We start from the raw sequence: 23,187 nt of genomic DNA, 5'->3' as shown, positions 1-23,187 counted from the left end.
TCGGCGGCGGGGCCCCGGGCGGGGTCAGGAGGAACGGTTTGCGCTGGAGGGGCCGAAGAACTCGATCTCGGCGATGGCGACCTGCTTGTCGGCGGACGCCGCGTGGGCGGATTCGATGGTGAAGCGGACCTTGGTGACCTCGCCGACGCGGAACGGGCGTCGCTGGCCGCCGGCGCCCTGGTCGAGGGTGAGGTCGCGGGTCTTGATCGAGCCGTCCTTCATGGTGATCGTCGCCTTGATGCGGTGCGGCAGGGCCGACTCCTGGAGCTTGTTGGCGCGGGAGGAGACACCGGGGGTGATGATCACGTCGAGCAGGCGGGTCGGCTCGGTGAAGCTGGCCTCGACCCATTCGCCCTGGCCGGACTGCGAGATGCCGGGGCCCCACCAGGTGTTGCTGAGCTTGTCGATGAGGAGTTCCGGTTTGTGGCCGGGGAAGGAGTGCGATGCCTTGATGCCGTCGGGGGAGACGGGGGCGCGTTTGGCGAAGTGGTCGCGGGTGTTGTCGATGCCGTCGGGGACGTACACGAAGCCGAGGACGGCGAGGGAGCCCACGACGGCGATGGTGATCCAGGTGCCGATGCGGTCGAAGACGCGGCGCAGGCGGGGGCGGTCGCCGGCCCACGGGGCTTCCCGGCGCCGTCCGCCGAAGAGCCGGCGCCACCAGGGGGCGCGCACGGTGGCCTGGTCGCCGCTCGCGGCCAGGGGCATGGCGCAGCGGGCGCAGTAGTGGCGGTCGGGGCGGTTGGGGGTGGAGCACCAGGGGCAGGGCGGGCCGTTGGCGATGTCCGGCTGGTGGCCGGGCGCGCGGACCTGCGGGCGGTCCGCGTCGGGGCGGCCGGGCAGGACGGGGGCGACGGCCGGGGGCTGCGTGGGGGTCGGGGCCTCGGGGTCGGCGACGGGGACGAGGAGGGAGCGGGCCCGGTCGGACATGGTGTCGCTGAGCGTGTTCGGGGCGGTGGCGGCGGTGGCTGCGGTGGCTGCGGAGGGCACCGGGGCGGTGGGGGCCGAATCGTCGGCGGCGGGCGCGTCGTTACCTGCGGTGGTGCCCGGTTGGCCGGTCCGACCGGCTTGGTCGGCCTGACCTGCTTGACCCGCTGAGCCTGCCGTGTTCCCCGGGCCGGCCGTGTCGTCGGTGTCCGGGGTGCCCGTGGAGCCTGCCGTGCGGCGTGGCTGGGGCAGGGTGGGGTTGTCCCCGATGGCGCCGGCCGGTTCTCCGGTGCCGTCGGGGGCGGGCCCGGTGGCCGGGCGGCCGGTGCGGGCGGGGGGTACGCCCGCGCCGCCGAAGGCGTCGAAGGCGGGGCTCTGGTCGGACGTGGCGGCCGCGGGCTGGGCGGTGCGGGCGGCGCCGGCCTGTTCCCAGCTGAGTACGGCGCCGCACGCGTCGCAGAAGGACTGGCCCGGTTCCGCGCGGGTTCCGCACTCGGCGCAGTTCTGCGTGGTCATCTCTCCGGGGTCCTTTCGGAGGCGGTCACTTCGACCGTGTAGGGCATGTGGGCGGGGCGGGCGGCGGCGACGAGGGCGTCCAGGCGATGGGTGTCGGCCGGTTTCGGGTCGGGCAGCCGGAGGGCGACGTGCAGGTACGGGCGGGGCCGGCCGGGGAACGGGCCGAGGGGGCGGGCGTTCCATACGGCGCCGCCGCTCTCGGTGATCTCCGGTTCGGCGCCGAAGGCCAGCCGTACGGCCTCGGACAGCCCCTGCCGGGTGCCGCGTACGCGGTGCAGCCGGGCGGCGGCGGCGACGGCGGCGCGCAGCCGGGCCTCGGGTTCGGTGCCGTCGGTCTCGGCGCCGACCCAGGTGCCGAGCCACTGGGCGAAGTCGGCCGGGGTGAGGGCGGGGTCGAAGTAGGTGTCGAGGCAGTCCAGGACGCTGAGGATGGGTGCGAGGACGTCGTCGAGTCCGCCGACGAAGCGCAGGGCGAGGTCGTCGTCGGCGAAGACGGCGGGCAGCATCGAGCCGATGGGCAGCGAGGAGCCGAGTCCGTCGACGGATCCCCGGCGGGAGGTCGGGGCGGCCGTCACGCGCCGTCGCCGATCACGCGGACCCGGTGGTCGTAGGAGAAGACCAGGGCGGGTGCTTCGAGGTCGATGCGGTCGGTGGGGTCGCCGCGCTTGCCGGTGAGGGGGTCGGCGGGGTGCAGGACGACCTCGTCGACGAGTTCGACGCCGGGTACGCGCTGGAGCACGGCGAACACCTCGCCGGACTGCACGGGGCGTCCGAAGGGCCAGCCCTTGCCGTCGGCGCCGCCGGTGAGCGGGTCGAGGTGGCGGTAGAGGGCGTCGTGGGTCTGGCGGCGTACGCGGTCGGCGTCGACGTCGCGGAAGGCGTGGACGGTGGCGACGACGGTGACGCCCTGGTAGTAGGGCGGCCCGACGGACAGGCGGGTGCCGATGAGGCGGCGTTCGTCGAGGTGGCGGGTGATGCGGCTGAGCAGGGCGTCGCCGGGGACGAGTTGTTCGAAGCGCAGGCGTCCGCCGGGGTCGGGGACGGCCTGCGGGACGACGAGGACGCGGACGGCGTGGGCCCCGTACTCGTTCTCCTCGCCCTCCAGGCAGGTGATGCGGGCGGTCTCGGGGGCGGCGCGGCGGGCGAGTTCCTCGTAGTCGCGCAGGGTGACGGCGCGTTCCTGGGCGCGCAGGGTGATCGGCGCCCTCAGTTTCGCCTCCCCGACGGTCTCGCCGTCGACGCCGCCGCGGGCGGCCTCGCGGTTGACGACCTCGGAGACGTACGGGATGGAGGTGCGCAGCACCTGTACGGCGCCGCGGGCCACGTTGCCTGCCTTGCCGCCGCCGGTGCGGTAGCGGCGGGCGCGGATGACGGCACCCTTGGGGGCGACGGCGCCGTACTGGCGCAGGGTGCCGTCGGCCTCGCGGACGGCGGGGCCGAAGGCGATCTCGCCGGTGGCGGCGTCGAGGGTGATGTGGTGGTCGTCGGGGCGGGAGCCGGCGAAGTGGGGGACGACCTGCCAGTCCTGCCAGCCGTCGTCGTCGGCGGTCTGGAGGAGGACGGGCGGGTCGTCGGCGACGACGGGCGCGTGTTCGAGCCGCAGGCGCTGGCCGGGGAGGCCGGTGGATTCGCCGAGGGCCTCGTCGTGCACGGTTTCGGCGTGGACGGTGCCGGTGGTGCCGCCGACGGTGTAGGCCTCGGCGGAGCGGATGGTCGGTGAGGCGGTGTAGAAGGGCTGGCCGGGCAGGGGTTCGGTGACGCGGCAGCGGATCCAGCCGGCCTCGTGGCCGCCGTTGCGGGACAGCACGTGGCCGCAGGGCACGTGGAGGACGATGTCGCCGGGGCGGTTGAGGCCGCCGGTGCCGTCGCGGTCGACGTCGCAGGGCTGCCAGCCGTCCTCGGTCCAGGCCTCCCAGACCAGGGGCGGCTGGCGGGGGTCGACGCCGACGCCGTCGACGCGGCTGTCGAGTTCGAGGGCGAGCGCGCAGTGGGGGACGGCGTTGGTGAGGCCGATGAGCATGCAGTCGCCGGGAGCGGGGGCCTCGGCGAAGCACATCAGGTCCTTGCCTTCGGCGAGGTCGGTGGTGCGGTCGTTGACGGCCTTGCCGCTGTGCTGCACCACCAGGCGGCTCAGTTCGCACGGCACCACGGACAGGTCGCGCTCGGTGGCGAACACGACGGCCTCGTCCCGCTCGGTGCGCAGGGTGGCCACCTCGGTGCCGACCGGCACCCAGATCGTGTCCTCCTGCGGAGCGGACAGCCAGAAGGTGACGTCCGTGCGGGCTGCGGACGGCGGGAAGAGCGTGATGCCGACCAGGTCGAGGAAGGCGAGGTGGTTCTTCTCCGGCACCCGGTTGAGGCGGTAGACGATCTGGTCGGCCATGTGGGCGAGCGTTTCGACGAGCGTGATGCCGGGGTCGGAGACGTTGTGGTCCGTCCACTCCGGAGCGCGCTGCTGGATGTAGCGCTTGGCGTCGTCGACGAACTGCTGGAAGCGGCGGTCGTCGAGGTTGGGGGAGGGCAGGGGCATCAGCGGTCGCTTTCGGGAGAGCCCGGGAGGCCGGCCGGGCCGTCGGGGAGGTCGGGCTCGTCGTGTGAGGGGATGACGTAGAACGGGAAGACGAGACTGCGCGGGTTGTTGGTGCCGCGGATGGAGTAACGCACGTCGATGTAGAGGACGTTCTGGCCGCCGCCGGTGGTGACCTCGACGTCGTGGACCTCGATGCGCGGCTCCCAGCGGTCCAGGCTGACGTACACCTCGTGCTGGATGCGGCCGGCGGTCTGCTCGTTGACCGGGGCGAAGACCAGGTCGTGGATGGCGCAGCCGAACTCGGGGCGCATCGGCCGCTCGCCGGGGGCGGTGGCGAGGACGAGCCGCATGGCTTCCTCCACCTCCTGCTCGCCGCTGACGAGGGCGATCCCGCCGGTGGGTCCGATGCGCAACGGGAACGACCAGCCGGAGCCGACGAACTGTTCGGCCATCAGGTAGCCACCTGCCTTCTTCTGTCTCTGCGCCCCGTGCCTCGGTGCGGTTGTCCGGTCATGCCGGGAGGGGGTACTTGATGGTGTTGACGAAGACGGCGCCCATGAGGTCGACCTTGATGGCCTTGATGTTCACGTTGGCCACGGAGGTGACCGACACGAGTCCCGTGGCGGTGAGCGTCATGGCACCGGTCGCGTTCATGAGCAGGGCCCCCATCGCGCCGACGTTGACCGTGCCGGCCGTCGACTTGAGGTTGACCAGGCCCCGTCCCTGCAGGAGCAGCGGCCCGCCGCTCTTCACCGTCACCGACCGGCGGCCCTCGAGGGTGAGGTCCGTGCCCGCCTCCACCGACACCGAGCGGCTGCCCGTGATGCTGACCGAGCCCTTGCTGTCGACGGTGATCTCGGTCTTGGTGCGGTCGAGGTTGATGGTCAGCCTGTCGTTGCCGCTGGCGATGCGGACGCCCTGCTTGCGCCCGCCGGTCTGCTGGCTGAGCAGGTCGACGCGGTTGCCCTGGCGGTCGGACAGGGTGTGCCGGGCGGCCTTCTTCTTGAGGCCGTCGTGCAGCGGCACGTCCTTCACCTTGGTCGGCAGGTCCCGGCCGTTGTACAGCCCGCCGATGACGAACGGATGGTCGAGGGCGCCGCGGTCGAAGGCGACGAGCACCTCGTCGCCCACGTCCATGGGGAAGACACCGCCGCCGCCCTTGCCGCCCATCTGGACACTGCGTGCCCAGTCGCTGACGTAGGTGTCGTCCAGCCAGGGGAACTGCAGCTTGACCCTGCCCTGTTTGAGGGGGTCCTGCACGTCGGTGACGATGGCGTTGGCGACGCTGGGCAGCCGGGTGGCGCTCGCCGGGTCGGTGCCGCCGCTGCCGCCGGAGGCGAGTCCGTACAGGGAGCGCCGCTGGCGGCCGCTGACCGTGATCCACGACTCGTAGGGCACGCCGTCGCCGAAGTGGTGGCGTACCGAGGTGACGGTGTACTTGCCCTCGAAGGGCTTGCCGACGTCGGAGAGGGCGACGGGGACGCCGGGCCGCAGGTCGGGGTGGCCGTACACGGCGACCTCCAACTCGGCGAAGGATGACGTGACGTCGGCGGCGAGAGCGGCTGCGGCGTGCTGGACCTCGTCCTGCTTGTCGTAGGGGTTGGCGGTCTCGACGAGTTTGCCGGGCTTGAACTTCCCCGCCGCCGTTCCGGGTGTCGAGCCGATGCTGATGCCGGGGTCGGTGGTGGCCGGCGCGATCTCGGTGATCTTCTTCTTGGTGGTGACGTTCCAGCCGCGCGACTCGACCTTGCCGATCTGGTCGGCGGCGGTGACGGCGGCCCGCAGCCGCAGGATGTCGTGGCCGGCCTGGAGGACGAAGGTGCTCTTGTCGCCGTCCGTCTTCGGGGACGGCGCGCCGGCCGACGGTTTCGGCGTGACGAACCGGAACTTCCCCTTGGCGTCCAGGTACATGACCATCTTGTTCTCGTCGGCCAGCCGGGAGAGGAAGTCCCAGTCGGTCACGTTGGACTGGCTGATGAACCCGTAGGTGCCCTTGGTCGGCTGGATGCGGCCGATGGACACGCCGTCCATGGCGACGAGCTTGCGGGCGATGTCGGAGGCCTTCTGGTTGCGGTACGCGGCCACCCGGCGCTGGCGCATCAGACGGTGCCCGTAGTCGTATCCGCGGACGACGGTGAAGCTGCCGGTGCCGTCGTAGTCGGCCTCCATGCCGGTGACCTCACCGGTCAGCAGGGGCTTGCCGATGCCCTGTCCGTCGGCGATCGGGGTGATGACGACCTTGGTGCCGAACTGCACGTTCAGCTTGCCGAGGACCAGGTGGTAGGGGTCGCGGAAGGTGAGCCGGAACGCCGCCGGCACGTTCACGCCCTGGTCGACCCAGCCGTCGGTGAGCATCGGGGCGATGTCGTCGGGCAGCTTCGCACCACCGATCTTGACCTCGACGATGCTGGAGAACGCGGGCCGCACCATCAGTGAGGCACCTCCTCGGCGGCGGGGAGCATGAGCTCGGTGCCGGTCGGCAGGTGGGACGGGTCGTCGATGCCGTTGGCCTCGGCGATCACGCGCCACGCGTTCGCGTTGCCGTACTCGCTCCAGGCCAGGGACTGGAGCGAGTCTCCCGCGACGACGCGGTGCACGCGCTGGGCGGTGAGGGCGCCGGAGGTCGGGTTCTGGCCCAGGGTCGGGCCCGGGATCTCCACCAGCGCCACCTGGCAGGTGGCGCGGATGGGAACGCCCGTGGTGCCGAAGAGGGTGTACTGCGTCTCGATGGACGACACGTACGCGGTGAAGCGTGCCGTGGAGAACGAACCCCACTCGAAGACCACCCAGGGCGGCGACGGCTGTTTGGCGGCCAGGCTCTTGGCGGTCACCTCGCAGCAGAGCAGCAGCGAATCGACCTTCTTCATCACGGTGTTGCCGTCGGGCTTCATCGAGGAGTCCAGGAAGATCTCCAGGGTCATCTCCCGCGGCTCGGCTCCCATGAACTGCGGCTTCGCGGCCTCCCGCACAGCCGCCGTCGGGGTCGCCTTCCACTGGGTGCGCTGGCTGATGGCCAGCTGGGCCGGGTTGAACTCGAAGGCGAACGTCCGGATCAGCGCGCCGGGGGTGACGGTCGTGCCGGTGGGCGGCTCGTGGATGGCGAGGTTGGCGCGTACGAGGCTCTTGCCGGCGCCCTTGCTGGTGGCCATGGGTCTTCCTCTCTGCTCTGCGGCGCCGTCAGTCCGTGAACCCGTGGTGGGCGATCTCCAGCACCTCGGTGGCCACGGACAGGTTGCCGGGGTCGAGGCTGGGGCCCTGCCAGCTGACGGGCAGGACGTCGATCAGTCCCCAGCGGGCGACCAGCGACCCGTCCGCCCGCAGCGCGGAGATCTGCGCGGTGGGCCGCTTGATGCCCGTCTGCACGGACGAGATCCACTTGGCGACCTTCGTCGTGTCCGGGGTCAGCGGGCGGGTCAGCCGGATGTTGGAGAAGGTGACGCGGGAGGGCAGTTGCCACACGAAGCCGTTGTTGCCGCCCTCCTGGCGCTGTTCCACCTCCACCTGGGTCGACAGGCCCTCGCACCCGTTGAAGTAGCCGAGGCTCTCGCCGTCGATGGCGAGGCTGAACCAGATGGAGGAGCCCGGGTCCTGGCGGGTCATCGGGGTCGGCCTTTCTGTCGGTGGAGGGTGAACGGTGGCGGGCGGGTGCGGCTGGTCCGGTCGGCCCCGCCGGTCCGGTGTGTCCGGTCAGCGGGGGTCGCGCAGTCTGCCGGTCCGTTCGCGGTCCATGCGCAGTTCGGTGCGGACGAGACGGGTGACGCGGCCGATGATCCGGTGCACCAGTTCGTCGAGCTGGAAGTCGGTGAGATCACGTGGGTCGAACCCGCCGGCCGGGACCGCCGTGTACTCGGGCGGCGCTTTGCCCGTCCCCGGGGACGACTGCCCGGAACTCGCCGAGTACGGGGGCGGGTTGCCGGGCGGGGAGGACTGGTACGGCGGTGGCGGCTCGCCCGGACCCTGCTGCGCGGACCGGGAGGACGGCGCGGACCGGGACGAGGGGGCCCGGACGCGCGTGAGGGTGTCGGCCACGGCGGCCGCGGCGCTCGCGGCCAGGGCACTGGTGGTACGACCGGCCCGGCCGCTGCGGCCGGACGCGCGCTGGACCGGGAGCGCGGAGGCGTCGTCGGTCACGGCGGGGGCGGCGGGCGCGGAGTCCCCGGCCGTCGGTGCGGGCGCTGCGGCGCCCACCGGGAGGGCCGGGCGGGGCGCCGACGCAGCGGGCGGCGTGAGGGGGGCCACCGGGAGCGTAGCCCGGGCGGCGGTGGTGCCGGGGGGCGCGGGCCGACGCAGGGGCACCGCCTTCGCGGGGGCGCGCTGGACGGTGGGGGGCGTGGGGCCGCCGCCCGGGACGGGAGGAGGCGGTGGCGGTGGCGGTGGCGGTGGCGTGAGGGTCGTCATGGGGGCGGCCGTCGGCGCGATCGGGGTCTGCCGGGGCATCGGGGGGGACACGGGGAGAGGGGAGGGCCCGGCCGTGAAGGGAGGCGTGGCCGTGAAGGGGGGCGTGGCCGCGGAGGGCGGTGGCGCCGGGCTCGTCGTGGACGCGGCCGGGGAGCCCGGTGCGGTGGCGCGCTGGACGGGCGGAGTCGTACGGGGCTCGGCGGGGGCGGGGCCGGGGGCCGCCGCAGGGAGGCGCGGAGCCGACGACGAGGTGTCGGCCGGGGGCAGGGGGGCACCGAGCGCGGACGAGCGGCGCGCGGGTTGCGCGGGCGGTGTCTTCGGGGCCGGGGCCGGGGCAGAGGGGCGTACGGCGGCGGCCGGTCCGGAGGAGGTGGGGGCACCGAGACCCGGGCGGCGCGCCGTGGCACTGCGCTGCACGGGGTGGGCCGGGGCGACCGGAGGCGTACTGGCCCCCGGCCGGGCGCTGCCCGCCCTGCCGGTTTCCGCCCGGCCGGTTCCCGTTCGGCCGCCTTCCGGCGGGGAGAGCGGTACGGCGGGGTTCGGGCCGGAGGGTGTCGCGGCCCGGGTGACGGGGACCTCGGCCGATCGCTGGACGGCGGGCGCCGCAGGCGTGTCGCGGTGCGGTGCGCGTGCCGGGGCTGTGGAGGGCGGGCCGGGTGCGTCGGCCGCCCGGTTCGTGGCGGGCCGGGCCGGGGTGGCCGCCTCGGAGGTGCGGTGGGACGACGCAGGGTGTGCGGGACCGGAAGACGGTGACGCCTGTGCCTGTGCCTGTGCCTGTGCCTGTGTCGGCTGGGCGGGGGGAGTCGCCCGGCGCTGGACCGGGGGCTGCGCACCGGTCTGGGAGCCGGGACCGCCGGAGGTGGCGGGAGTGCTGGGGGGCGTCGAGGGGCGGTTCGCCGACCGGGAGGGGGGCGCCATGCCGCCGGGAGCCGCCGGCGGGGTGACGCGGGCGACCGCCCGCTGAACCGGCGCGGGCGGATTGCCCGGGGCCGGGGTGCCGGCCGACGCGGCTGCGCCGGGTGCCGCCGTTGAGGGGGCGGTCGAGGGGGCGTTGCCCGGGGACTCGGCGCGCTGGACCGGGGAGGCGGCCGGGGAGGCTCCTGCCGCGGGCATCGACGCGGGCGTCGACGCGGGCGTCGACGACGACGAAGGCGCCGAGGGCGACATCGCGCCGTCGGGGGCCGACGCGGGCACCGGGGCGGTGCGGGAGCGGGTGGTGGATGCCGGGGCCGCTCCGGATTCGGGACCGTGCCCGGACTTCGCCCGCTGCACGGGGAGTTCGCCCGTCGCGTCGGCCGGAGCGGGGCCGGGCCGCGGCACGGTTCGCTGGGCGGGGGTGGGGGCGGGGGCCGGGGTACGGGACGCCGTGTCGTTGTCGTTGCCGGAGCGCGAAATGGCGGGCCCGAGGCCCGCCCGGGGCCCACGCGCCGCCGCCCGCTGGACCGGCGGACCCGATGACGTGGTGCCCGGCGAGGCCGGCCGACGTTCACCGGAAGCGGCGGGTGCCGCGTCGGGTCCGGCGGCGGTCCGGGCCGTCGGCGCGGTACCGGACGGCGGGGCGACGGCCCGTTGGGCGGCCGGGCCGGACGCGGCTGTCGTGCCGCTGCCGGACTCGCGTGCGGCTCGCTGGACCGGCGCACCGGACGACGACGTACCGCCCTCGCGTGCCGGGGTGGTGTCGGGCGCGGACGGTGATGTGGTGGAGCGGCGGGCCGGGGGCGTGGTCGCCGGGCTGTGGCCGCTGCCGGACTCGCGTGCGGCCCGCTGGACCGGCGTACCGGACGACGACGTACCGCCTTCGTGTGCCGGGGTGTTGGTGGCGCGCGGTGCCGCGGTGGTGCGGCGGGCCGGGGGCGTGGTCGCCGGGCTGTGGCCGCTGCCGGACTCGCGCGCGGCCCGCTGGACCGGCGTACCGGACGACGACGTACCGCCTTCGTGTGCCGGGGTGTTGGTGGCGCGCGGTGCCGCGGTGGTGCGGCGGGCCGGGGGCGTGGTCGCCGGGTTGTCGCCGCTGGTGGACTCGCGTGCGGCTCGCTGCACCGGCGTGCCGGATGACGATGTGCCGTGGTCATGCGTGGGTGCGGGTGTCGCGGCGGGGCTGGGCTCGCGCGTCGCTCGCTGGACCGGCGCACCGGACCTCGACGTGCCGCCTTCGCGTGCGGGGGCGGTGTCGGGTGCGGGCGGTGCCGGGGTGGTGCGGCGGGCCGGGGGCGTGGGCGTCGGGTTGTCGCCGCTGGTGGACGCGCGTGCGGCTCGCTGCACCGGCGTACGGGACGCCGTACCGCCGTCGCGTGCGGGCGCCGTGTCGCCGCCGGGCCGGGGCGTGGCTCCTCGCACCGGGGTGTCGGAGGCCGACCGGCTGCCGGAATCGGCTCCCGGTGCCCGGGTGTTCGCGTCCGGCGCCGTTCCGGTGCCGGTGGATTCCGCACGCTGTGCGGCGGGGGCGGCCGGGGCCGGCGATCCGGTGGCAGCCGGGGGCTGCGGAGATACGGCACGCTGCACCGGGGCGCCGGGATCCGCTCGGTCGCCGTCCGTCGACGTGGGCGCCGTTCCGCGGGACTCCGGCGGGGAGCCGGTGGTCCGGCGGCTCGCGGGCAGGGCGCGGCGCTGCACGGCCGACGCCCCGGACGGAGCCTTGGTCAGAGCCTGCCGCGGGTGGGACGCGGCGGGCGGTACCGGCGTCACCCGGACCCCGCGCGCGGACCGGGCCGGTGGTGTGCTCGCCGGCGCCCCGGACGACGATGCCGGCGCCGCCCCGGCGGAACGCGTCGCCCGCTGGACCGGCGGCGTGGTCCTGGACGCCGGTTGCGGCGCCGGTGCGGGCGCCGACGCACCCCTGCGCGCCCCGGGCGTACGCGGCGGCGCACCCGAGGCGGAGGTCCGTGTCGGCGCCATGGAACCCGCGGGAGCGCCGGGGGAGCCGGGAGCACCGGGCTCGGAGGCCTCCGCCGGTATCGCGCGCAGTGGCGCGACCGGCATCCGCTGCACCGGCGGTGCGCCGGGCGGGGGTGCCAAGGGCGTGGACGACGGCCGGCGGGCCGGCGTGCCGAAGGCACCCGACAGCAGGCTGTCGCCGGCCGCCGGGTTCAGTACCGCGGGGGACGGCGCACTCGTGAACGACGGGTTCTGCCACGTCGGAAGGCGGCCGCCGAAACCGGCGTCCGCCACTCCCGTACGTGCCGCCCCCGTGGCCCGCTGGATCGGCGGCAGACCCGTCCAGGCGGCGACGGCCACGGGCGCCGGTCCGGTCGCGGGGCTGCTCCCAGGTCCGGTCGTGGGCGCCGTACTCCCGCCGGCGCCCGAAGCCGGGCCTGAGCCCGAAGCCGGGCCTGAGCCCGAAGCCGGGCCCGAGCCCGAAGCCGGGCCCGAGCCCGAAGCCGGGCCCGAGCCCGAAGCCGGGTCTGAGCCCGGGTCGGGAAGCGGGCCCGTGGACAGCGCGGTCCCGCCCCCGCCCCCGTCGACGACGCCGTCCCGACGGCCCCGCAGCCGGTCCAGGAATCCCACCGATCAGCCCTCCGCCGTGCCACGCGTCACGAGGGACGCGATCTGGTCCGTGTACCGGCGGCGGTCCTGGTGTTCCAGGTCCAGGATCGCCTCCAGGCTCCAGTGGAAGTGGTAGGCGACGTACGCGATCTCCTCGTGCAGCCGGTCGGTCGCGTACGTCACGATTCCCCCAGGCGGCTCCCGCCGAGTTCCACCTCGAAGGCCTCCGAGCAGTGCGGGCAGGCGACGGCCGCGCGGGTGTGCCCCTCCGCGTTGATCTGGCGGTAGAAGTCCTGGAGGAACGCCAGGTCGGAGGCGAACATGTTCTCCACGATGCCGTCGTGCACCATCGGCAGCGTGCCCAGCCGGGTGATGACCCGGCCGAGCAGCACCACCGACAGGTACGCCGGGTTCTCCTGCACCCGCACGTCGCGCAGCGGGATCAGCTCGTCCCGGGCCGTCGACAGGCGCATCACACCGTCCTTGTGGACCGTGCCCGAGTCGTCGACGTACCCGCGCGGCAGCTCGAAGGGGAACTCGGTCCGCAACTCCTGCCGCGGTGCCGCGTCGACGGGAGGCCCGGCGGGAGGGCCGGCCGGCGGACCGGCCGGTGCCTCCGCCGGCGCGGCGGCGGGAGCCGAACGGGGGAAGTCCGCTCCCGCCGCCGCGGTCTGGGGTGCCGCGGCAGGTGCCTTGGCAGGCGTACGCCGCATTACTCGATGACCAGTTCTTCGAACACGATGGTGACGGTCTCGGTCAGCGCGGCGGCCTCACCGGCCTTCACCGGGCTCATGTCGATCTTGCTGCACCAGGCGTTGCGCAGGTTGTACCGCTTGACCGGGTTGTCCTCGTAGTCCATCACGATGATCGAGGCGTTCTTGCGGGCGGAGGACATACGGCCCTCGAGCGAGTCGTTGATCCACTGCGTGAACGAGTTCGACTGGGTCATACCGCGCACGACGGTGCACTGCCCGTCCTTCGCGGAACCCGGCATCACGGCGATCTCGGTCTTGCCGGTCGCGCCGTTGTTCTGCGGGTACTTGATGACGTCCTGCTCGAGGGTGATGCCGTTGACCTCGGAGAGGTACTCGATCATCACACCGTCGATCTGGAGACCGAAATTGTGTGAAGTAAGGGAGTCACCCGGGTTCAGACTCATGTGTTCTCAGTCCTTCTGAGGCTTTTGACGATGGCGTACGGGGCGGCGCGCGCCGCCCGCTACTCCTCCAGCTCCCCGCTGCCGCTGGAGAACTGGGCCAGCCGGAAGATGACGAACTCGGCGGGCTTGACCGGCGCGATGCCGATCTCGCACACGACCCGGCCGAGGTCCACCGACTCCGGCGGGTTGGTCTCCTCGTCGCACTTGACGTAGTACGCCTCGGACGGGCTCTGGCCGAACAGGGCGCCGCTGCGCCACTCGTTGACCAGGAACGCGGAGATGTTGCGGCGGATGCGGGCCCAGAGGTTGTGGTCGTTCGGCTCGAACACCACCCACTGGGTGCCGATCAGGATCGACTCCTCCAGGTAGTTGAAGTACCGGCGGATGTTCAGGTAGCGCCACGCCGGGTCGGAGGAGAGGGTGCGGGCGCCCCAGACGCGGATGCCGCGGCCGGGGAAGGAGCGGATGCAGTTGACGCCGATCGGGTTGAGCAGGTCCTGCTCGCCGCGGGTGATCTGCAGCTCGAGGTCCACGGCGCCGCGGACGACCTCGTTGGCGGGAGCCTTGTGCACGCCGCGCTCGGCGTCGTTGCGGGCCCAGATGCCGGCGACGTGGCCGCTCGGCGGGACCAGGCGGGACTGGCCGGTGGCCGGGTCGAAGGACTTGATCCAGGGGTAGTACAGGGCCGCGTACTTGGAGTCGTACCCGGCCGTCTCCTGGCGCCAGACACGGATCTGACGGGCGTTCTGGCTGGGCGGCGGGTCGATGATGGCGACGCGGTCGCCCATCAGCTCGCAGTGGGCTATGAGACCGAGCTGGACGGCCTTGACGGCCTCCAGGTCGATCGCGCCGCGCTGGTAGGCGGCCATCAGGTCGGGCACCGCGACCATGGAGATCTCGTCGATCGCCTCCAGGCCGCCGAAGCCGGTGCGGTCCGCGGAGTCGCCGATGTACTCGGTCGGGCCGGCCTGCACGGTCTCGACCTGCCCGGCCGGAACGGCGGGGGCGGCGGCCGGCGGCGCGGGCAGCGTCAGGGTCTGGTTCTCCGGGCGGACCAGCTGCGCGGCCGGCGCGGCCTCGGTCACGGTGATGAGCTTGGAGCGCTCCTTGACCTGGGTGACGACGTAGGAGCGGTTGCCCTTCTTGGCGCTCACGTCGAAGGTCTCGACCGGCTTGTCGCCGTCCTTGACGATCAGCTTGAACCGCTCGGCGGGGCCCTCGCCCTCGGGGTCGGCGACCTCGACGGTCAGCGGGCCGCTCTGGCCGGCGGCGGTGGCCGTCACGGAGAACGCGCCGAGCTGCTTGGGCTCGGCGGCGGGCAGCGCGGCCTTGGCGGTGCTGCCGGTGACGGCGGCGGGGGCGGGGGCGGTGGTGCCGTTCGCGGTGTCGCCCGCGACGGCGTCGTCGGCGGAGCCGCCGACCCGGACGACGTAGGCGGCGGAGCCGCCGTTGTTGAAGAACCCGTAGACGGAGTGTGCGAGGTAGTACCCGCCGGTGAAGTCACCGAAGGCCGCGACATACTGCGTCCAGTTGGTCACCAGGGTGGGCTCGTTCAGCGGGCCGGTCGGGGCGAGACCGACGAAGGCCGCCACCGACGTGCCCACTCCCTCGATCGGGCGCGAGCCGCTGGCCACCTCCTCGACGTAGACGCCGGGCGACAGGTAGGACGGCATGCTCTGCTCTCCTCGGGGTACGAGACAGGACGCCCCTCAGCCTCACGCGCGCGTTGCCGCCGCCGAAACGTCCCCCGGTGCCGGTACGGGGGCACGTTCCCTGCCCCCGGTCGTGCCCGTTGGGGCAGACTCCCCGCCCTTCCGGCGCCTTTCCCCGGCGGACCCCTGGTGGACGGCCGGCGTTTCTGCTTCAACATCGTGTGTTGAGTGTCAGTTCGCCAGGATGTCATCTTGCGATCACACCCCGTTCCGGGGTGCGCCGTCCCGCCGCACCGGGGCGCTGCCCTGCCCCTGCCGGGCGGGGACGGTGACGGGACGTCAGGAGGGGTTGTCCGTGTCGGACCGCTTGCACGCATCACAGACCCGTCGCACGGATGCCGCCGATCCGGCTCGGCGCCGCTCCCGGTCGCCGCAGCCGCCGCTGGCCGACTGGCAGGCCAGGGCGGGAAACAGGGCGGTCGCGGAAGCGATTCAGCGCGCGGCGAGTGGTGCGCGCCGCAGTTCCTGGCCGGGAGAGCGGGAGGAGGACGTCCCCACGGGGACGGCGGGACGGACGGGGGGCCGCGGCAGATCGAGCTCCGCCCCTCCCCAGCTGGGCACGGAGGCTCCGCCGCGACAGCCCGACCGGGAACAGGGCCGCCGGGTCGCGGGGGACGCGGCTGCCGAGGGGCGCCGTCGGGGTGAGGTGGCGGAAGAGCGTCGGCGGGTGATCGACGAGGGCCGGGAGCACGCGGCTCCGGTGGCGGGGGATGCGGCTGCGGAGGGTCGTCGTCGGGGTGAGGTGGCGGCGGAGCGTCGGCGAGTGGTGGAGGAGGGTGTGGAGCACGCGGCTCCGGTGGCGGGGGATGCGGCTGCGGAGGGTCGTCGTCGGGGTGAGGTGGCGGAAGAGCGTCGGCGGGTGATCGACGAGGGCCGGGAGCACGCGGCTCCGGTGGCGGGGGATGCGGCTGCGGAGGGTCGTCGTCGGGGTGAGGTGGCGGAAGAGCGTCGGCGGGTGGTGGAGGAGGGCCGGGAGCACGCGGCTCCGGTGGCGGGGGACGCTGCTGCCGGGGGGCGTCGTCGGGGTGAGGTGGCGGAAGAGCGTCGGCGGGTGATCGACGAGGGCCGGGAGCACGCGGCCCCGGTCGCGGAGAATGCGGCCGCCGAGGGGCGCCGACGGCAGGAGGCGAGGCAGGCCGCGGAGCAGGAGGGTCCGGAGAGCCGGCCGGAGGAGGAGCGGCGCGGGAAGGGGCTGCGGCAGCGCCTGGCCGCCGCCCGGGCGAAGATCAGGCGGGCCAACGACGCGATCGACCGCGCCCTCGGTACCTCCGCCAAGGCCGACAAGGCCAAGAAGGTCCTCGATACGCCCGACACGATGGCCACCCGCGTCAACATGCCGATGGAGTCGGGCCTCCGGACACACGCGAACACCACGTCCGACGACGGCCTGCTGGCGAACACCGCGATCATGGGTCAGGTCGGCAGCGGCATCAACGCCGTGACCGATGCCCTGGGCGTGCTCAACGACCTGCGCACCCTGAACACCGCGCGCAAGAGCGGCGACGACACGGGACCGGCCTCCCACAAGCCCCGGAAGGACAAGAGGGGCAAGCCCCTCGGCGCGGCATCGGGCTCCGCCATGGTCACGGGCGATGTCAGCAGCGCGGTCAACGCCGGGGTGAAGAACGCCGGGAACCTGGCCGGGGTGCCGGCGCTGGGGGAGCTGTCCGGCGGCGCCACCATCGTCTTCTCCATGATCGCGGTGCTCCGGGAGATCCCCGTCGTCTGGAAGACCTTCACCAAGAAGAGCGACATCAAGGCCGTGGACCTGGAAGCCCCCGACGGGGTGGAGCGGGCCGAGGCGATGCTCCAGGACGTACTCGACCAGATGGGGCGGGCACGGGCCGGGCTGGCCCAGGCGCAGGCCCAGCAGGCGCAGGCGGCAGGACCGTCGAACGCGGCCGGGGCCGCCGCGGACGTCAGCCCGGACGTGCTCGCCTTCACACAGGAAGTCGATCGCCTCCACGGCCAACTGCTGGCCGAACTCGTCCGCCTGCGGGAGTACGCCCGGCACAAGCAGCACACCAAACTGGCCAAGCGCATCACCAACCTGGGCGGCAACTCCGTGCGTACCGCCGCCGGCAGCCTGGCGATCGCGGCGGCCGCCGGGGCGGTCAGCGGTCCGGCCGCACCCGCCGTGGCCGGCGTGGCCGCGGCCTTCCTGCTCGGCAACGCGCTCTACAAGGGAGCGCGGGCGGGCTCCAACCGCTATGTCGAGGCGCGGCACCCGGACCGGTGGGCCCGGCCCACGCTGGCCCAGGACGAGAACGAGGCGACGCGGTCCGGGACACCGGCCGCCGAGGGCGTCGGGCGGGGCGACGCGGTCGCGGAGTTCTTCAAGGTGACGAAGTCCGTCAAGCAGGGCGAACGCCACTACATGGCGCAGGAGCTCTACGCGCTCGCGGCCGGACCGGACGTGCGCGTGGGCAGGGACGTTCCCGACGACATCCGCGACTCGGCGCGTGCGCTCCTCAAGGTGCTCAAGGCGAGCCCGGACAAGCACGGGCTGACGGAGCAGCAGTGGGCGGACTCGCTCAACGACCCGGCGCAGCAGAGCGCTTGGGAGAAGGAGATCACCAACCAGCTCTCCTCGGGCTGAGCGCGGCGCTGCCCCCGGCGTTGCCCTCGCGGACCTGTCGAGAGCGAGGGCCGTCCGGTAGGGCTGGTGGCCACACGTCCGGTGTCGAAGGGAGCCATGGTGCGCGCGCACGAGGAAGCCACCGAGCAGAAGGCCGTGCGGGGTGGTGGGGCTCCGCACCGGGCCGTGACCGCGCCCACCACCGGAGTGAGCGGTGCGCCGATGACCCCCGCGACGGTCCTGGCGCTGCAGGGTTCCGCCGGCAACAACGCCGTCCAGCGTCTCATCAACCAGGACACGCACCAGCACGGCGCCGGGTGCGGGCACGACGGGATCGACGACAGGAGCCCGGAGGGGCAGAGCCAGCTCCTGGCCGCCGCGCAGAGCACCCCCAGCTCGCCGCTCCCCGGGGCCTTCCTCACCAAGGCGACGGCGTTCTACCAGAACCCGAACCTCGCCCACGCCCGCATGCACGCCGACCCGATCGCTCAGCGTGCGACGGCGGCCATGGGCGCCGAGGCCATGACGATCGGCATGGACGTGTACCTCGGCCCGTCCGCCATCGGCAACGAGGAGATCCTCGCCCACGAGGCCAGCCACCTCGACAAGAACAGCAGGGGAATCCCGGAGAAGGGCGCCCGGAGCGGTGCCGGCGGCCCCGCCGTCACGGATCCGGGCCAGGGTTCCGAGGTCGCTGCGGTGACCGACGGAGCGGCCTTCAAGGCCGGGGCCGACATCGCCCCGTCCGTCGCCGCCCAGGGAGCGGCCACGGACCACACGGACGACACGGAGTAGAACGGTACGGATTCGATGAGCCTTTGGACTTCCCTGGAGCCCGCGTCCGCGACTGTGGACCCCGGCAGCAGTACACGCGTACGGCTGCGGGTGCGTAATACCGGTGACGTGGTGGATGAGTACCGGTTCGAACCCGTCGGGGACGTGGCTCCCTGGACGACGGTGGAGCCGCAGACGCTTCGCCTGTATCCGGGCACGACCGGCACCGTGGAGCTGACGTTCGCTCCGCCGCGTACCTCCGATGCGGTGGCGGGTCCGAATCCGTACGCGGTGCGGATCACGCCGACGGAGCATCCTGACGCGGTGACCGTTCCGGAGGGCAACCTCACGATCACGGCGTTCACTGAGGTGCGGGCCGAGTTGGTGCCGCCGACGGTGAAGGGGCGGTTCCGGGGCCGGCCCCGGCTGGCGGTGGACAACCTCGGCAATACGAAGGTGACGGCGTCGGTCGCGGGCAGTGATACGGGCGATCATCTGTCGTACGAGTTGCGTCCGGGCAATGTGCAGATCGAGCCGGGGCGTGCGGCGTTCGTGGAGACGACGCTGAAGCCGAAGCAGGTCATCTGGTTCGGTTCGAAGGAGGAGCGGCCGTACAAGCTGGCGGTGCGGCGCTCCGGGGTCGATCCGACCGAGGTCGAGGGCACCTACGTGCAGCGCGGGTTCCTGCCCCGCTGGCTGGCGACGTTCCTGGGGATCTTCGTCGCGCTGGCCCTCGCGTTCGTGATGATCTGGATCGCGTACAAGCCGCAGGTCCGCACCAGTGCCACCGAACAGACCCAGCAGGCGGGCGTGGCACTGGCCCCCAGTCCCAGCGCCACGCCGGAGACGCTTCCCAGCGCCGCCGAGTCCGCGCCCCCGGCACAGCCCGAGCAGCCGGCCGCCGAGGAAACCGGGAACGACGGCGGTGGCGGCGGTGGCGGCGGGGACAAGGGAGGCGGTGGCGGGGACACCGAGAAGCCCGACAAGCCGGCCGTGAAGCCGGTGGTCCCCGCCCGGAACGTCATGCTCCGCAACGCCACCACCCACATGTGCGCCGACATCCCCGGACGGGAGAAGGGCCAGATCAACGGAGTCGTCCAGCAGGCCAACTGCCACGAAGAGGGCGACAACGAGTACTGGCACCTCGAGGTGAAGTACCCGAAGGGCGGCCCCGGCGGGGCTCCGCTCTTCCAGATCCGGAACGCCACGGACCAGTTCTGCATGGACCTGGGGGAGTACGGCGCCCGTCCGGTGGGCACAGGGGTCGCCGAGTTCCACTGCAACGGCACGACGGCCGACAACCAGCTCTGGTGGGCCGAAAAGCAGGAGAGCGGGGACTACTGGATCCGCAACTTCGCCAGCAACAACAAGTGCCTGAACGTGAAGGGCCAGAACGGCGGCACCGAGACCCCGCTGAACATCGCCGACTGCAGCAACGTCGACGACCACGAGTGGCAGATCATCCACCCGAAGAAGGACTGACCCCGAGGTCCGGGCAGCCGCTCGACCAGGCACCTCGGGGCAGCGAGTACTGCCCCGACTGCCGCTGACCCGCGGAGAGTCGGCGCGTAGCGTCGGCGTGTGAGCCTGTGGACTTCCCTGGAGCCCGCGTCCGCGACCGTGGACCCCGGCAGCAGTACACGTGTGCGCCTGCGGGTGCGTAATACCGGTGACGTGGTGGATGAGTACCGGTTCGAGCCGGTGGGGCAGGTGGCTCCCTGGACGACGGTGGAGCCGCAGACGCTTCGCCTGTATCCGGGCACGACCGGCACCGTGGAGCTGACGTTCGCTCCGCCGCGTACCTCCGATGCGGTGGCGGGGCCGAATCCGTACGCGGTGCGGATCACGCCGACGGAGCATCCTGACGCGGTGACCGTTCCGGAGGGGAACCTCACGATCACGGCGTTCACCGAGGTGCGGGCCGAGTTGGTGCCGCCGACGGTGAAGGGGCGGTTCCGGGGGCGGCCGCGGCTGGCGGTGGACAACCTCGGCAATACGAAGGTGACGGCGTCGGTCGCGGGCAGTGATACGGGCGATCATCTGTCGTACGAGTTGCGTCCGGGCAATGTGCAGATCGAGCCGGGGCGTGCGGCGTTCGTGGAGACGACGCTGAAGCCGAAGCAGGTCATCTGGTTCGGTTCGAAGGAGGAGCGGCCGTACAAGCTGGCGGTGCGGCGCTCCGGGGTCGATCCGACCGAGGTCGAGGGCACCTACGTGCAGCGCGGTTTCCTGCCCCGCTGGCTGGCGACGTTCCTGGGGATCTTCGTCGCGCTGGCCGTCGCGTTCGTGATGATCTGGATCGCGTACAAGCCGCAGGTCCGCACCAGCGCCACCGAACAGACCCAGCAGGCGGGTGCCGCGCTCGCCCCGAGCCCCAGCGCCGCCCCGGAGACCTTGCCCAGTACCGCCGAGTCCGCGCCCGCCGATCAGCCGCAGGTGCAGCAGCCCGCCACGCAGGAGTCGAAGGACGACGGCGCCGGTGCTGACAAGGGCGACGAGGACAAGGGCGGCGGGGAGACCGAGAAGCCCGACAAGCCGGCCGTGAAGCCGGTGGTCCCCGCCCGGAACATCCTGCTGCGGAACACCACCAGCCACATGTGCGCCGAACTCCCCGGGCGGGAGAAGGGCGAGCTCGACGGACCCGTCCAGCAGGCCGTCTGCGACGACACCGACGGGGACAACCAGATCTGGGACCTCGAGGTGAAGTACGAGAAGGGCGGCCCCGGCGGAGCGCCGCTCTTCCAGATCCGGAACATCAAGGACAAGTTCTGCATGGACCTGCCCTATCACGGTGCCGCTGCCGTGGGGACGCCCGTCTCCGAGTTCACCTGCGACAGCACCACCGCGGCCGACAACCAGCTCTGGTGGGCCGAAAAGCAGGAGAGCGGGGCCTACTGGATCCGCAACTTCTCCAGCAACCAGAAGTGCCTCGGCGTGGAGGGCGCGAACGGCGGCGCCCTCTTCTCCAAGATGGTGCTCGACAACTGCAGCAACGTCGACGACCAGGAGTGGGAGATCATCCACCCGAAGAAGGACTGACGGCTCAGGCGGTCCCGGCGGTCACCAGCCGCCTTCCCCCGGGACCAGCCGACCGGCCTTGCGGTACTCACGGCGGGCGCCCTCCAGGAGGTCGTCCGCCGTCACCGTGTCGTCGCGTCCGGCGGCGAGGTAGGCGGCGGTGACCACGGCGCTGCGGATCGAGCCGCCGGCCAGCTCGAACTCCCGGGCCAGCGGCTCGGGGTCGATGCCGTCGGCGGACGGAACCCGCGACAGGCCGTGCCGCCACAGCGCCAGGCGCTGCTCGACGTCCGGGAAGGGGAAGTCGACCACCAGGTCCAGGCGCCGGGTGAACGCCTCGTCGATGTTGGCCCGCAGGTTGGTGGTGAGCAGGGCGATGCCGTCGAAGGACTCCAGCCGCTGGAGCAGGTAGGCGCTCTCCATGTTGGCGTACCGGTCGTGTGCGTCCTTGACCTCGGAGCGCTTGCCGAAGACGGCGTCCGCCTCGTCGAAGAGCAGCACGGCGTCGGTGCGGTCGGCCTCCGTGAAGATCCGTTCCAGGTTCTTCTCGGTCTCGCCGACGTACTTGTCCACGACCGACGACAGCTGGATCACGTACAGGTCGAGGCCCAGGTCGGCGGCGACCACCTCGGCCGACAGGGTCTTTCCGGTGCCGGACTCGCCCGCGAACAGGCCGAGGACGCCCCGGCCCCGTCCGCCGCCCGCGCTGAGCCGCCAGTCGCCGAGGACGCGGTCGCGGTGGCGGGCGCGCAGGGCGAGTTCGCGCAGCTGGACGAGGGGCTTGTCGGGCAGGACCAGGTCCCGCCAGTCCACGGCGGGCCGGATGCGCCGGGCGTGGCTCTCCAGGCCGGAGGCCGACTGCCGGCGGGCGGCGAGCCGGACGTGGTCGGCGGAGACCGGGGTGCCGTCGAAGGCGGCGAGGGCGCGGGCGGTGTGTGCGGTCCGCCGGATGCGGTCCCCGCCGAGCCGGTACGGGGCGACGGCCGTGGCCAGGTCGAACCCGTCGGCGTCGGCTCCCAGCGCGGCCCGCCAGGCGGCGGCGCCACCGGCCCGGCGGCCCGGTGCGTCCAGGACCAGCGGGTCGGACGGCGACCAGTGCGGGTCGTACGGGCGGGGGTCCGTCAGCAGTACGGTCACGTCCCTCACCGCGGTCAGCGCCCGCACCAGCGGGCCGGGCTTCTCGGGCAGGCCCGCCACCACGACCGCCCGGCCGCTCAGGCGGGCCTCGCGCAGCAGCTCGGGCACGTGGTCCGCGGGCTCGGTGCAGCGCAGCGCGTCGATGCCCGCGGCGTCCAGGGCGGAGGCGAGGGCGGCCAGGCCGTCGCCCTCGCGCGGTTCGCGCAGGTAGGCGGTGAGCGGGCCCTCGTGCAGCAGGGCGGCCAGCCGGCCCACGAACGCCTCGGCGTCGGCGCCCGCGGCGGGCAGCGGGTCCGGCATCGGGAGCAGCAGGCCCAGGAGCGCGGCGTCCGGGGTGTCGTCGCCGAGCAGATGGCCGATCAGCCGGTCCGGGGCCCGCAGCGAACGGGTGAGGAAGGGACGCTCGGGCTCCTCCACCTCCAGCAGGCCGAGGGCGCGCAGCGGCGCGGAGACGTGGAACCGGGCGCGGGCCGCCGCCGCGTGCGCGGGCACCCCGCACAGGTCGAGGGCGAGGCCCACGGTGGCGCGTCGGCGGCTCACGTCGTTGTTGAGGTAGCCGTAGAGCGGCTCGAAGGTGCGGTCGACGTCGGGGGCGAGGGCGACGAGCAGGACGGCGGTGTCCAGTTCGGTCAGCCGCGCCCGGCCCACCAGCCGCGCCAGCCGGTCCCCGGGGCCGTCCGGGCCGCCGGCGCGGACCGGCGGCTCCCCGGCCGCCCCGGCCGCACCGGCGCCGGAGGGCCAGGTGCGCAGCAGGTGGTGGACGGCCTCGTCGGGCAGGTACAGGCCGCGCAGCGGATCGTCGGCCGTGGGGTCGTCGGCGGTGCGGTGCTCGACCAGCGCGGTCACCCGTTCCCGCAGGACGCCGAGCCGGGCGAGCAGCACCTGCGCGGGGTCGTCGGCCTTGGCGGCCGGGTCGGACGGTTCGGGCGGTTCGGGCGGTTCGGGCGGGGCGGAC

General features: G+C 73.6%; 18 protein-coding genes. 5 read left to right on the top strand and 13 right to left on the bottom strand.

The genetic code is table 11. The features are described from left to right. Positions 1-24: 24 nt before the first annotated feature. The 8 genes from ABS735_RS35690 to ABS735_RS35655 form a co-directional block, all read right to left on the bottom strand. Positions 25-1,443 (bottom strand): NADase-type glycan-binding domain-containing protein, encoded by a 1,419-nt coding sequence (locus tag ABS735_RS35690; RefSeq protein WP_373904211.1) that lies wholly within the window; start codon positions 1,441-1,443, stop codon positions 25-27. Continuing rightward, entirely contained in the window at positions 1,440-1,949 is a 510-nt protein-coding gene (locus tag ABS735_RS35685; protein WP_373904317.1) for a phage tail protein, read from the bottom strand. Before ABS735_RS35685 ends, ABS735_RS35690 begins: the two co-directional genes overlap by 4 nt. A gap of 65 nt (positions 1,950-2,014) precedes the next feature. Next, positions 2,015-3,973 (bottom strand): putative baseplate assembly protein, encoded by a 1,959-nt coding sequence (locus ABS735_RS35680; protein ID WP_373904210.1) that lies wholly within the window; start codon positions 3,971-3,973, stop codon positions 2,015-2,017. Beyond that, on the bottom strand, positions 3,973-4,425 hold the full coding sequence (locus ABS735_RS35675; RefSeq protein WP_373904209.1) for a GPW/gp25 family protein: 453 nt from the start codon (positions 4,423-4,425) through the stop codon (positions 3,973-3,975). Before ABS735_RS35675 ends, ABS735_RS35680 begins: the two co-directional genes overlap by 1 nt. A gap of 58 nt (positions 4,426-4,483) precedes the next feature. After that, positions 4,484-6,403, bottom strand: coding sequence for a VgrG-related protein (locus tag ABS735_RS35670; protein ID WP_373904208.1), 1,920 nt, complete (start codon positions 6,401-6,403; stop codon positions 4,484-4,486). Then, positions 6,403-7,122 carry a CIS tube protein gene (locus ABS735_RS35665; protein WP_373904207.1) on the bottom strand — a complete coding sequence of 240 codons (720 nt, stop codon included), beginning with the start codon at positions 7,120-7,122 and terminating at the stop codon, positions 6,403-6,405. The genes ABS735_RS35670 and ABS735_RS35665 overlap by 1 nt, the downstream gene beginning before the upstream one ends. 28 nt (positions 7,123-7,150) lie before the next feature. Continuing rightward, positions 7,151-7,573 carry a phage tail protein gene (locus ABS735_RS35660; RefSeq protein ID WP_373904206.1) on the bottom strand — a complete coding sequence of 141 codons (423 nt, stop codon included), beginning with the start codon at positions 7,571-7,573 and terminating at the stop codon, positions 7,151-7,153. A gap of 87 nt (positions 7,574-7,660) precedes the next feature. Further along, positions 7,661-8,212 (bottom strand): hypothetical protein, encoded by a 552-nt coding sequence (locus ABS735_RS35655; RefSeq protein ID WP_373904205.1) that lies wholly within the window; start codon positions 8,210-8,212, stop codon positions 7,661-7,663. Positions 8,213-8,456: 244 nt separating this feature from the next. On the opposite strand from ABS735_RS35655, the gene ABS735_RS35650 reads away from it, so the two are divergent. Then, a complete protein-coding gene (locus ABS735_RS35650; protein WP_373904204.1) occupies positions 8,457-9,335 on the top strand; it encodes a hypothetical protein in 879 nt (292 codons plus the stop codon). 2,543 nt (positions 9,336-11,878) lie between these two features. Here the strand turns inward: ABS735_RS35650 and ABS735_RS35645 are convergent. Genes ABS735_RS35645 through ABS735_RS35630 form a run of 4 tightly spaced genes read right to left on the bottom strand, consistent with a single transcriptional unit; the run spans position 11,879 to position 14,686 of the window. Beyond that, a complete protein-coding gene (locus ABS735_RS35645) occupies positions 11,879-12,037 on the bottom strand; it encodes a DUF6760 family protein (RefSeq protein WP_007450918.1) in 159 nt (52 codons plus the stop codon). After that, positions 12,034-12,567, bottom strand: coding sequence for a hypothetical protein (locus ABS735_RS35640; RefSeq protein ID WP_361012713.1), 534 nt, complete (start codon positions 12,565-12,567; stop codon positions 12,034-12,036). The genes ABS735_RS35645 and ABS735_RS35640 overlap by 4 nt, the downstream gene beginning before the upstream one ends. Further along, positions 12,567-13,013 (bottom strand): phage tail protein, encoded by a 447-nt coding sequence (locus ABS735_RS35635; protein WP_373904203.1) that lies wholly within the window; start codon positions 13,011-13,013, stop codon positions 12,567-12,569. The genes ABS735_RS35640 and ABS735_RS35635 overlap by 1 nt, the downstream gene beginning before the upstream one ends. A gap of 59 nt (positions 13,014-13,072) precedes the next feature. Further along, the gene (locus ABS735_RS35630) at positions 13,073-14,686 is read right to left on the bottom strand and encodes a phage tail sheath subtilisin-like domain-containing protein (protein WP_373904202.1); all 1,614 of its coding nucleotides are present in this window, start codon (positions 14,684-14,686) and stop codon (positions 13,073-13,075) included. A gap of 1,069 nt (positions 14,687-15,755) precedes the next feature. On the opposite strand from ABS735_RS35630, the gene ABS735_RS35625 reads away from it, so the two are divergent. From ABS735_RS35625 to ABS735_RS35610, 4 genes are all read left to right on the top strand, one after another. Next, positions 15,756-17,324: a hypothetical protein gene (locus tag ABS735_RS35625; protein ID WP_373904201.1), complete on the top strand. Its 1,569-nt coding sequence runs from the start codon at positions 15,756-15,758 to the stop codon at positions 17,322-17,324. 96 nt (positions 17,325-17,420) lie between these two features. Further along, positions 17,421-18,098 carry an eCIS core domain-containing protein gene (locus ABS735_RS35620; protein ID WP_373904200.1) on the top strand — a complete coding sequence of 226 codons (678 nt, stop codon included), beginning with the start codon at positions 17,421-17,423 and terminating at the stop codon, positions 18,096-18,098. A 15-nt stretch (positions 18,099-18,113) separates the two neighbouring features. Beyond that, the gene (locus ABS735_RS35615; RefSeq protein ID WP_476755870.1) at positions 18,114-19,559 is read left to right on the top strand and encodes a ricin-type beta-trefoil lectin domain protein; all 1,446 of its coding nucleotides are present in this window, start codon (positions 18,114-18,116) and stop codon (positions 19,557-19,559) included. Positions 19,560-19,658: 99 nt separating this feature from the next. Further along, positions 19,659-21,116: an RICIN domain-containing protein gene (locus ABS735_RS35610; RefSeq protein WP_476755869.1), complete on the top strand. Its 1,458-nt coding sequence runs from the start codon at positions 19,659-19,661 to the stop codon at positions 21,114-21,116. Positions 21,117-21,137: 21 nt separating this feature from the next. On the opposite strand, the gene ABS735_RS35605 is transcribed toward ABS735_RS35610, so the two are convergent. Then, positions 21,138-23,114, bottom strand: coding sequence for an ATP-binding protein (locus ABS735_RS35605; protein ID WP_373904316.1), 1,977 nt, complete (start codon positions 23,112-23,114; stop codon positions 21,138-21,140). Positions 23,115-23,187 lie beyond the last annotated feature (73 nt).

It is taken from the genome of Streptomyces sp. MMCC 100, from assembly GCF_041538145.2.
Classification (GTDB): Bacteria; Actinomycetota; Actinomycetes; order Streptomycetales; family Streptomycetaceae; genus Streptomyces.
This window is presented reverse-complemented; position numbering and strand designations above follow the sequence as displayed.